Origin of the sequence: Castellaniella sp., from assembly GCF_041675725.1 — a bacterium.
GTDB lineage: Bacteria > Pseudomonadota > Gammaproteobacteria > Burkholderiales > Burkholderiaceae_B > Castellaniella.
In genome coordinates this window covers 1-9,965 of record NZ_JBAYTI010000082.1, presented here as the reverse complement: position 1 = coordinate 9,965, position 9,965 = coordinate 1, and the positions used below count along the sequence as shown (strand labels likewise).

10 protein-coding genes and 1 tRNA gene are annotated in these 9,965 nt (G+C 64.4%); 3 read left to right on the top strand and 8 right to left on the bottom strand.

Annotated elements, in window-relative coordinates; all coding sequences use genetic code 11:
• Positions 1 to 242, bottom strand: a 242-nt coding sequence (locus tag WCZ84_RS12690) for an ATP-binding cassette domain-containing protein (protein WP_372686644.1), incomplete at its 3' end; no start/stop codon positions are given.
• A 141-nt stretch (positions 243 to 383) separates the two neighbouring features.
• On the opposite strand from WCZ84_RS12690, the gene WCZ84_RS12685 reads away from it, so the two are divergent.
• Together WCZ84_RS12685 and WCZ84_RS12680 are read left to right on the top strand one after the other, a co-directional pair.
• Entirely contained in the window at positions 384 to 1,058 is a 675-nt protein-coding gene (locus WCZ84_RS12685; RefSeq protein WP_372686643.1) for a Crp/Fnr family transcriptional regulator, read from the top strand.
• A gap of 134 nt (positions 1,059 to 1,192) precedes the next feature.
• Positions 1,193 to 2,482 carry a Glu/Leu/Phe/Val dehydrogenase gene (locus WCZ84_RS12680; protein ID WP_372686642.1) on the top strand — a complete coding sequence of 430 codons (1,290 nt, stop codon included), beginning with the start codon at positions 1,193 to 1,195 and terminating at the stop codon, positions 2,480 to 2,482.
• Here the strand turns inward: WCZ84_RS12680 and tdh are convergent.
• The 7 genes from tdh to hemA form a co-directional block, all read right to left on the bottom strand.
• Complete coding sequence (gene tdh, locus WCZ84_RS12675; protein ID WP_372686641.1) at positions 2,473 to 3,507, bottom strand: L-threonine 3-dehydrogenase; 1,035 nt, start codon at positions 3,505 to 3,507, stop codon at positions 2,473 to 2,475. The two genes, WCZ84_RS12680 and tdh, sit on opposite strands and share 10 nt — an antisense overlap.
• Positions 3,504 to 4,706 carry a glycine C-acetyltransferase gene (locus WCZ84_RS12670; RefSeq protein WP_372686640.1) on the bottom strand — a complete coding sequence of 401 codons (1,203 nt, stop codon included), beginning with the start codon at positions 4,704 to 4,706 and terminating at the stop codon, positions 3,504 to 3,506. The genes tdh and WCZ84_RS12670 overlap by 4 nt, the downstream gene beginning before the upstream one ends.
• A 53-nt stretch (positions 4,707 to 4,759) precedes the next feature.
• Positions 4,760 to 5,848: a TRAP transporter substrate-binding protein gene (locus tag WCZ84_RS12665; RefSeq protein ID WP_372686639.1), complete on the bottom strand. Its 1,089-nt coding sequence runs from the start codon at positions 5,846 to 5,848 to the stop codon at positions 4,760 to 4,762.
• A 143-nt stretch (positions 5,849 to 5,991) separates the two neighbouring features.
• Positions 5,992 to 6,333 carry a Grx4 family monothiol glutaredoxin gene (gene grxD / locus WCZ84_RS12660; protein ID WP_372686638.1) on the bottom strand — a complete coding sequence of 114 codons (342 nt, stop codon included), beginning with the start codon at positions 6,331 to 6,333 and terminating at the stop codon, positions 5,992 to 5,994.
• Positions 6,334 to 6,348: 15 nt separating this feature from the next.
• Positions 6,349 to 7,176 (bottom strand): peptide chain release factor N(5)-glutamine methyltransferase, encoded by an 828-nt coding sequence (gene prmC / locus WCZ84_RS12655; protein ID WP_372686637.1) that lies wholly within the window; start codon positions 7,174 to 7,176, stop codon positions 6,349 to 6,351.
• 10 nt (positions 7,177 to 7,186) lie between these two features.
• The gene (gene prfA / locus WCZ84_RS12650; RefSeq protein ID WP_372686636.1) at positions 7,187 to 8,266 is read right to left on the bottom strand and encodes a peptide chain release factor 1; all 1,080 of its coding nucleotides are present in this window, start codon (positions 8,264 to 8,266) and stop codon (positions 7,187 to 7,189) included.
• Positions 8,267 to 8,364: 98 nt separating this feature from the next.
• Entirely contained in the window at positions 8,365 to 9,642 is a 1,278-nt protein-coding gene (hemA, locus tag WCZ84_RS12645) for a glutamyl-tRNA reductase (protein WP_372686635.1), read from the bottom strand.
• Positions 9,643 to 9,764: 122 nt separating this feature from the next.
• Here hemA and WCZ84_RS12640 point away from each other — a divergent pair.
• A tRNA-Phe gene (locus WCZ84_RS12640) sits at positions 9,765 to 9,840 on the top strand.
• The last annotated feature ends 125 nt before the right edge of the window (positions 9,841 to 9,965 follow it).

Genomic DNA, 9,965 nt, shown 5'->3' with positions numbered 1-9,965 from the left:
CCGTTGAAATACATGCGGCCCTGCTGCGGCCGGTAGCGCCCGGAAATGCAATTGAGCAGCGATGTCTTGCCCGCGCCATTGGGGCCGATGATGGAGTAGATTTCGCCCGGGCGCACGGCCAGGTCGATGCCCTGCAGGGCCTTGATGCCGCCAAAAGACAGGTGCAGGCCTTCGACCGACAACAGGATGTCGTTGGCCGGATCGGCAGAAAGGCCCGCTGCGCGGTGGGTTTCCTGTACCATGGTGTCTCCGTGGTGTCGGTGCGTGCGACACGCCATCTTTGGTGCACCTCTGGCGGGTGCAGTTGCCAATCAAGATACCGCCGCCTTCGGGTTCCAACTGTCCCTTGTATGACATTCACGATTTAACTAGGGTAATTCCTGATGGATCTGGTCCAGGCCTTGCATATGCACGCCGCATGGTTCGATCTGCTCGATGACGAGCAGCAGGCCCGGGTGGTGCGTGATACGGCCGTGGCACAGGTCGAGACCGGCACCATCATCGAACACAAGGGGGTGGTGGCCAGTGCCTGGATCGGGGTGTTCGACGGCCTGATCAAGGTATCGGTGGGCAATGCCGAAGGCAAGCTGGCCTCGCTCACGGGCGTGCCCGCGGGGGGCTGGATCGGCGAAGGCTCGCTGCTCAAGCGCGAGGCACGCAAGTACGACATCATCGCACTGCGCCAGAGCACCATTGCCCGCCTGCGCAGCGACACGTTCTACTGGCTGCTGGATGTCAGCATCCCTTTCAACCGCTACCTACTGCACCAGCTCAACGAACGCGTGGCCCAGTTCATCGGCAAGGCCGAATACGACCGCCTGCTTGCGCCCGATGCGCGGGTCGCGCGCTGCCTGGCCGAGCTTTTCAACCCCTTGCTGTACCCGGGCGACTCGATGCGCCTGGAAATCACCCAGGAAGAAATCGGCTATCTTGCACGCATCTCGCGCCAGCGCACCAACCAGGCCTTGCGCACCCTCGAGGCGGCGCGGCTGCTGAAAGTCGAGTATGGCGGCGTCGAGGTGCTCGATCTCGAGGGCCTGCGTCTCTACGGGCTCTGAGCCGGCCTCCGCACCCGTTGCCCCCTGCTGAAGAACTTTTCATTGCGCTCTAAAATAGGTACGACTTCCCTGATTTTTCCCTGATGCACGGCGCTCGGGGCGGGTTCGCACATACTCTCTGACCAGGTTCTTTCATGTCTGCTTCTTCCGTCTCCAATCTACCCTCTTATCTGAACCCCCATGACCCGGGCCCCTGGGCCATCTACCTGCAGCAGGTCGACCGGGTCGCGCCGTACCTGGGGTCGCTCGCCCCGCTGGTTGGCATCCTGAAACGCCCCAAGCGCATCCTGGTGGTCGACGTGCCCATCCGGCTCGATGACGGCTCCATGGCCCACTTCGAGGGCTACCGCGTGCAGCACAGCCTGGCACGCGGTCCTGGCAAAGGCGGGGTGCGCTTCCACCAGGACGTCACCCTGTCCGAAGTCATGGCCCTGTCGGCCTGGATGTCGATCAAGTCAGCCGCGGTCAACCTGCCTTTCGGGGGCGCCAAGGGCGGCATACGCTTCGACCCGCACCAGTATTCGCAGGCCGAGATCGAGCGCATCACCCGCCGGTATACCAGCGAGATCCACGACATCATCGGCCCGCACAAAGACATCCCGGCCCCCGACGTCAACACCAACGCCCAGATCATGGCCTGGATGATGGACACCTATTCGATGAACGAAGGCGGTACCAACACCGGGGTCGTGACCGGCAAGCCGGTGTCCCTGGGCGGCAGCCTGGGGCGCATCCAGGCCACGGGCCGGGGCGTGTACGTGATCGCCTGCGAGGCCGCGCGCGAGTCCGGCATCGACATCAAGGGGGCGCGCATCGCCATCCAGGGGTTCGGCAACGTGGGCGGCACGGCCGCGCGCCTGTTCCACGATGCGAGCGCCCACGTGGTGGCCATCTACGACCACACCGGCATCGTCCACGACGAACGCGGCCTGAACATCCCCGCGCTGCTCGATCATGCCCATAAAACGGGGGGCGTGGCCGGGGCTGCGGGCACGCAGACCCTGACCGAACACGAATTCTGGTCGCTGCCCACCGACATCCTGATTCCGGCCGCACTCGAGAGCCAGATCACCCAGAACAATGCCGATCTGGTCCACACCCGCATTCTGGTCGAAGGGGCCAACGGCCCGACCACCCCCGAGGCCGACGACATCATCTCGTCCAAGGGCACGGTCATCGTGCCCGACGTCGTGGCCAATGCCGGCGGGGTCACGGTCAGTTATTTCGAGTGGGTGCAGGATTTCTCCAGCTTCTTCTGGACCGAGCAAGAGATCAACCACCGGCTCGAGGCCATGATGCGCGCCGCCTATGCGTCAATGTCGTCGGTGGCGCGGCAGCACAGCGTATCGCTGCGCACCGCGGCGTTCATCGTGGCCTGCACACGCATCCTCGAGGCCCACCACGTGCGCGGTCTCTACCCCTGAGCCGACCAGTCCAGGATCACCTTGCCGCTGGCGCCCGAGCGCATGATCTCGAAAGCCTCGCGGAAGGCGGCCACGGGGTAATGGTGGGTGATGATGGGCGAGATATCCAGGCCGCTTTGCAGCATGGCGGCCATTTTGTACCAGGTCTCGAACATCTGGCGGCCGTAGATCCCCTTGATCTCCAGCCCCTTGAAGATCACCTGGCTCCAGTCAATGCCCACCCCGTCGGGCAGGATGCCCAGCAACGAGACCTTGCCGCCATGGTTCATCTGCGCCAACAGGCCGGCAAAAGCCTCGGGCACGCCCGACATCTCGAGCCCGACGTCGAAGCCCTCGGTCATGCCCAGTTCACGCATGACCTCTGCCAGATCCTGGCGTGCCACGTTCACCGTCCGGGTGGCCCCCATGCGCCCAGCCAGCTGGAGGCGGTAGTCATTCACGTCTGTGACGACCACGTGCCGGGCGCCCACATGGCGCGCAACGGCCACCGCCATGGCGCCGATCGGCCCGGCGCCGGTGATGAGCACGTCTTCGCCGGCGAGATCCCAGGCCAGCGCGGTGTGGACGGCGTTGCCGAACGGATCGAAGATCGCCGCCAGGTCATCGGACACGTCTTCGGGGATGCGGAAGGCATTGAAGGCCGGGATCACCAGGTATTCGGCGAAGGCCCCCGGGCGATTCACCCCCACGCCCTGTGTATTGCGGCACAGGTGGCGCCGCCCCGCGCGGCAATTACGGCAATGGCCGCAGGTAATGTGGCCTTCTCCGGACACGCGGTCCCCCACTGAAAACCCGCGCACCTCTTGGCCGATCTCGACCACCTCGCCCACGTATTCGTGGCCGACGTGCATGGGCACCGGAATGGTGCGGGCGGCCCAAGCGTCCCAGTTCCAGATGTGGATGTCCGTGCCGCAAATGGCCGTCTTGCGGATGCGAATGAGCAGATCGTTGTGACCCACGGCCGGGCGGGCCACATCGGCGAATTGCAACCCGACCCCGGGCCCCGTCTTGACCAGCGCTTTCATGAGAGGACGCCCAGTTCGCGCCCCACGTGGGCGAAGGCCTGCACCGCGTGGTGGATGTCTTCGGGCGAATGGGCCGCACTCATCTGGGTGCGGATGCGCGCCTGCCCCTTGGGTACGACCGGATACGAGAAACCGATGACATAGATGCCGTGGTCGAGCAAGGCATCGGCCATGCGCGACGCGAGGGCGGCATCCCCCAGCATGACCGGAATGATGGGATGTTCGCCGGGGACCAGATGAAAGCCCAGCGCCTGCATTTCATGGCGGAACTGGCGCCCATTGTGCTGCACCCGCTCGCGCAGGCGGGCGCCCTCGGGCCCCTGCAGCAGCGCCAGCACCTGGCGCGAAGCGGCCACGATGGCCGGCGCCAGGGTGTTCGAGAACAGGTAAGGGCGCGAGCGCTGGCGCAGAAGATCCACCACCGGTGCAGCCGCGGCCACATAGCCACCCGATGCACCGCCCAGGGCCTTGCCCAGGGTTCCGGTGAGCAGGTGGACGCGCCCCTGCACGCCACAGTGCTCGGGCGTGCCGCGCCCGCCCGCCCCCATGAACCCGACCGCGTGGGAATCGTCGACCATGACCAGCGCATCGAACGCCTCGGCCAGATCGCAGATGGCCGGCAGGTTGGCGACGATGCCATCCATGGAAAATACGCCATCGGTGGCAATGAGGATGTGACGGGCCCCGCCGGCGCGCGCCGCCTGCAGCTGGCTGCGAAGATCCGCCATGTCGTTGTTGGCATAGCGGAACCGGCGCGCCTTGCTCAGGCGGATGCCATCGATGATGCTGGCATGATTGAGGGCATCGCTGACGACGGCATCCTGTTCGTCCAGCAAGGCCTCGAACAGGCCGCCATTGGCGTCGAAGCAGCTGGAATAGAGGATGGCGTCGCCCATGCCCAGCCACTGGGCGAGTTCGGCCTCTAGGGCCTTGTGCCCGGTTTGCGTGCCGCAGATGAAGCGCACCGAGGCCAGGCCGAAGCCGTCTTGCTCGAGCCCCCGCACCGCCGCCCGAATCAGGCGCGGATCATTGGCCAGGCCCAGGTAGTTGTTGGCGCAGAAATTGAGCACGGACGAGCCACCAGCCAGGCGCACGCGCGCCGATTGCGGGCCGGCGATCACGCGCTCTGGCTTGTAATACCCCTCGGTGCGCAACTGGTCCAGGCGAGCCTGGACATCATCAAGAAAACGGCTGGACATAAGATACCTGGGCTTGAAGCACATTGGGTCAATACCCCGGAATTGTACGCCCGCTACCTGATCATAGAGGCCATGTACTGGTCGAAGCTGCCTTCGGCGATGCGAAACCAGGGGATTTCCTGGTCCAGGAACGCTTTGTAGTGCCCGTAGACCTTTTTGAAGCCCGGATCCTGTGCGGAAAGTTCGGCGTAGGTTTCCTCGGAGGCCTCGAAGCAGGCGTCCATGACCGGCTTGGGAAAGATGCGCAGCTTCGCGCCCTTGGCCACCAGGCGCTTGAGCGACCTGGGGTTTTCTGCGTCGTAGGTGGCCAGCATCACGCTGGCGGCGCGTGCGGCGGCATCGGTCATGATGCCCTGGTAGTGCGTGGGCAGGCCTTCGAACTTGTCTTTGTTGACGTACAGGGACACTTGCAGGGTGGCTTCCCACCAGCCCGGAAAATAATAATACGGCGCCACCTTGTGAAAGCCGAGTTTTTCGTCGTCGTAGGGGCCGATCCATTCGGCGGCATCGATCATGCCTTTTTCGAGCGAAGGGTAGATGTCGCCTCCGGCGATTTGCTGCGGCAGCACGCCCAGCTTCGCGAGCACCGCGCCCGCAAATGCGGCCGAGCGAAATTTCAGGCCTTCGAGATCATCAACCGTCTTGATCTCTTTGCGGAACCAGCCACCCATTTGGCAGCCCGTGAAACCACAAGGAAAATTGACGATATTGTATGACTCGAAGACTTCGCGCAGGAGATCGAGCCCACCCCCCCGCAGCACCCAGGCATTCATTTGACGGGTGTTCATGCCAAAGGGCACGGCCGCATCGAAGCACAGCGTGGGATTCTTGCCGTAGTAATAGTACGACGCCGTGTGGCCGCACTCTACCGTGCCGTTTTGTACGCCGTCGAGCACCCCGAGCGCCGGCAGCAGTTCGCCCCCCGGGAAGACGCGAATCTGGAACCTGCCGTCCGTGGCTTCTGCAATGTATTTGGCTACGTGCTCGCCACCGGAATAAATGGCATCGGCGCTGCGCGGGAAGCTGGAAGCTAGGCGCCACTGGATCACGGGCGCATCTTGGGCGAATGCCGGCGCAGCCAGCGTGGCGCCGCCGGCGGCCGCGCCCATGGTGACCTTCTTGAGGAAGGAACGACGCTGCATGAGAGAGCCCCTTTTAGGTGGTTGATGAACCGGTGATGCGCGCCTTGCAAACGCGCGAGAGCCTGCGCATCATGCACTTCTGTAGGCTTTTCTCACAAATTGATGATAGCACGGAGGCGCGCCGTGCTTCGGGGCCGCTCAGCTCAGGCAATGGCCCCCGCGTCTTTCAGCACGGGGGCGAGTTCGCCGTTCTGGTGCATTTCGCCCATGATGTCGGTCCCGCCGATGAACTCGCCCTTCACGTACAGCTGCGGGATGGTGGGCCAATTGGAGTAATCCTTGATGCCCTGGCGCACCTCGGCGTCGTCGAGCACGTTGACCGTGACCAGGTGAGTGACACCCTCTTCTTTCAGGATCTGGATGGCGCGCGCCGAAAAACCGCATTGCGGAAATTGCGCCGTACCCTTCATGAAGAGCACCACCGGATGCTCGGTGACGGTTTCACGGATGAAATTGTGGACTTCGGATTGAACAGTATCGCTCATGGTGCTCTCTGAAAATCAGGCCGCCCAGCGGCCGTGGGTAATGCGTTCGATGCCTGCCAGATCAGGCTGGCTGGCAACCCCTGTAAAACCGGCGGTGGCCATCATGGCCCGCACGGCGGCCGCCTGATCCCAGCCGTGCTCGACACACAACGCCCCTTGCGCACGCAGATGCGCACCCGCCCCCTGCACGACCGCCCGCAGGGCCTGCAGCCCATCGGCCCCGTCCGTCAAGGCCAGGCCTGGCTCGAAGCGCAGGTCGCCCTGGTGCAGATGCGGGTCATGGGCCCGTATGTACGGAGGATTCGACACGATCAGATCGAAGCGTGCCGAACCCAACTCGACATCGTACCAATTTCCTTGCAAAAAACCCAACGAGGCGCCCAACGCGCTGGCATTCCTGCGCGCGACGGCCAACGCATCGGCGCTGCAATCGGTGGCCAGCACAGCGGCATCCGGGCGTTCGAGCGCCAGGGTGATGGCAACAGCGCCACTGCCAGTGCCCAGTTCGAGGATGCGCGGGCGCTCGAGCCCTTGCACAGCCTGCAGGCCGCATTCGACCAGAAACTCCGTCTCGGGACGCGGGATCAACACCGCCGGCCCCACGCAGAAATCACGCCCGTAGAATTCGCGCGTACCCAGCACGTAGGCCATGGGCTCCCCGGCGAGGCGGCGCGCCTGCAGGGCCTCGAATTGCGCCTGCTGGGCTGCGGTGACCGGATCCGAGTCATGGGCAATCAGCCAGGCGCGCGACACGCCGAGCACGGCCTGCCCGAGCAGGTGGGCTTCGAACCGCGGCAGGGGGCTGGCGGCCAGCATTGCACGCAGGGGAATCGGACGTGTCATCGGCACCGGTTCAATCGTGCGCCAGTTCGGCCAGCTGGGCGGCCTGGTGTTCGGCCAGCAAGGACGAGGTGAGTTCGTCCAGGTCCCCATCCATGATCGGGCCCAGCTTGTACAGCGTTAGATTGATGCGGTGATCGGTGACGCGCCCTTGGGGAAAATTGTAAGTGCGGATGCGCTCGGAACGGTCGCCCGACCCCACCAGACTCTTGCGCTGGGCGGCTTCGCGCGCCTGGGCCTCTTGTTGCTGGCGATCCTTCAGGCGCGCCGCCAGCACCTGCATCGCGCGGTCCCGGTTGCGGTGCTGCGAGCGGTCGTCCTGGCACTCTACCACCAGGCCCGTCGGCAAATGCGTGATACGCACCGCGGAATCCGTCTTGTTGACGTGCTGCCCGCCCGCACCGCTGGCGCGAAACGTATCGATACGCAGGTCCTGGGAATCGATGTGGATCTCGGCCTGTTCATCGGCCTCGGGCATGATGGCCACCGTGCAGGCCGACGTGTGCACGCGCCCCTGCGATTCGGTCTCGGGCACGCGCTGCACGCGATGCGCGCCCGATTCGAACTTGAGGCGGCCATAGACCCCCTGCCCCGTCACGTGGGCGATCACCTCTTTGTAGCCTCCCAGCTCGGCTTCACTGGCCGACACCAGTTCGACGCGCCAACCCTGCAGCTCGGCATAGCGGCTGTACATGCGCAACAGATCGCCGGCGAACAGGGCGCTTTCATCCCCCCCCGTGCCTGCCCGGATTTCGAGGAACACGCCCCGGTCGTCGTCCGGATCCTTGGGCAGCAGGAGAACCTGCAGGTCTGCTTCATATTGTTCCAGCCGCTGGGTGGCATCGAGCAGCTCTTCTTCGGCCAGGAGGCGCATATCCGGTTCGGCCAGCCATTCACGCGCAGTGGTCTGATCGTCGTGCGCCTGCCGCCAAGCCGCAAATACCCGTACCACCGGCTCGATTTCGGCACGCTCGCGGGTGAGCCGGCGCAGGCGATCGAGATCGGCGGCGCTATCGGGCTCGGCCAGCAGGGCGTCGATTTCACGCAGCCGCAGGTCGAGCTGTTCGAGGCGTTGATGCACTGAAGCTTTCATGGCGATGGGCGGGAGACGGTCGGTAGCGGTTGAAAGATCCCGTGCCTGCACGGCCTGGACGGGGCGCGGGCAGGCCAGGTACGGCGCCTGGAAACCGGCTAATGCCGGCGCGCGCCGGGTTCGGGCAACAGCCGCGGCAGCAGCGAAAGCAGCTGGTCGCGTTCGGTGCCTTCGCTACGATTGAGTGCCGCCAGCGGCCCATGCAGATGCTTGTTGGTGAGGCTGTGCGCAAGGTATTCGAGCACGGTTTCTGGGTCATCGCCGCGCGCCAGCAGGCGCCGGGCACGCTCGAGTTCGGCCTGGCGCAGGGCCTCGGCATTGTGCTGGTAGTGCACGATGGCCGGCACGATCTCGCGGTTGCTGAGCCAGTGCATGAAGTGTTGCACACGGGCCTCGATGATGGCTTCGGCCTGAACCACGGCGGCCTGGCGGGCATCGTGGCCGGACTGCACCAGGCGGCCCAGATCATCGACGGTATACAAATAGACATCGGCCAGGCGGCCGATTTCGGGCTCCATGTCGCGCGGCACGGCCAGGTCGACCATCACCATGGGCCGGTGGCGCCGAATGCGCGCGGCGCGTTCGACCAGCCCCAGCCCCAGGATGGGCAACGAAGAGGCCGTACACGACACGACGACATCGAATTCTGCCAGGTGTTCGGGCAGAGATGACAGCTTGAGGGTACGGGCGTCGAATTGCCCGGCCAACTGTTCGGCGCGTTCGAGCGTGCGATTGGCCACCGCCATTTGCAGCGGCCGCGCCGCCGCAAAGTGCGTGGCGCACAACTGGATCATCTCGCCAGCGCCGATGAACAGTACGCGGGATTGGGAAAGATCGCCCAGCACGCGCTCGGCCAGGCGCACAGCGGCCGCTGCCATGGACACCGAATGGGCGCCAATGGCCGTTTGCGAGCGGACCTCTTTCGCGACCGAAAACGTACGCTGAAACAGCTGATGCAGCAAGGTGCCCAGCGCACCGGCTTGTTCGGCCGCGCGCACGGCCGATTTCATCTGCCCGAGGATTTGCGGCTCGCCCAGCACCATGGAATCCAGCCCGCTGGCCACGCGAAAGGCATGACGCACGGCATCATTTTGCTGGTACTGATACAGGTGCGGCGCCAGTTGGCCCGCCTCGACCCGGTTGAACTCGGCCAGCCAGGCTGGCAGCTGATCACCCACCGCGGGTTCGGCCGCACAGTAGATTTCTGTGCGATTGCAAGTGGACAGGATGGCAGCTTCGCGCACCGATGACCCAAAGGCCGTGCGCAGCGCCGCCAAGGCCGGCTTGACCAGCTCGAGCGGAAACGACACGCGCTCGCGCACCGCCACCGGTGCCGAGACGTGGTTCAGGCCAAAGGTGAGTACATCGAGAGACATGCCGGTCGGAATTGCCTTGCTTTGTCGGACAGGGCGTATTATAAGACGCCATAGCCCGCTTGTGGCATGTGTGGCCATCTTACCTGCACAGGCTGGAAATATCGTGTATAGTTTTGCGTCTTGGCCCGGTAGCTCAGTCGGTAGAGCAGAGGACTGAAAATCCTTGTGTCGGTGGTTCGATTCCGCCCCGGGCCACCAGTTGGGCTCTACCCCATAAACGGGGGATGGGCATTCACTAGACACGGTTGATGACACCGTTCCAACCGCATTGAGCCAAGACTCTCATGCGGTAATTCTCAAAGTTTCTGAAGCCATAGGCCCTG

Coding starts and splice junctions, on each gene's coding strand:
- WCZ84_RS12685 (WP_372686643.1), top strand. CDS start 384: ATGGATCTGGTCCAGGCCTTGCATATGCACGCCGCATGGTTCGATCTG.
- WCZ84_RS12680 (WP_372686642.1), top strand. CDS start 1,193: ATGTCTGCTTCTTCCGTCTCCAATCTACCCTCTTATCTGAACCCCCAT.
- tdh (WP_372686641.1), bottom strand. CDS start 3,507: ATGAAAGCGCTGGTCAAGACGGGGCCCGGGGTCGGGTTGCAATTCGCC.
- WCZ84_RS12670 (WP_372686640.1), bottom strand. CDS start 4,706: ATGTCCAGCCGTTTTCTTGATGATGTCCAGGCTCGCCTGGACCAGTTG.
- WCZ84_RS12665 (WP_372686639.1), bottom strand. CDS start 5,848: ATGCAGCGTCGTTCCTTCCTCAAGAAGGTCACCATGGGCGCGGCCGCC.
- grxD (WP_372686638.1), bottom strand. CDS start 6,333: ATGAGCGATACTGTTCAATCCGAAGTCCACAATTTCATCCGTGAAACC.
- prmC (WP_372686637.1), bottom strand. CDS start 7,176: ATGACACGTCCGATTCCCCTGCGTGCAATGCTGGCCGCCAGCCCCCTG.
- prfA (WP_372686636.1), bottom strand. CDS start 8,266: ATGAAAGCTTCAGTGCATCAACGCCTCGAACAGCTCGACCTGCGGCTG.
- hemA (WP_372686635.1), bottom strand. CDS start 9,642: ATGTCTCTCGATGTACTCACCTTTGGCCTGAACCACGTCTCGGCACCG.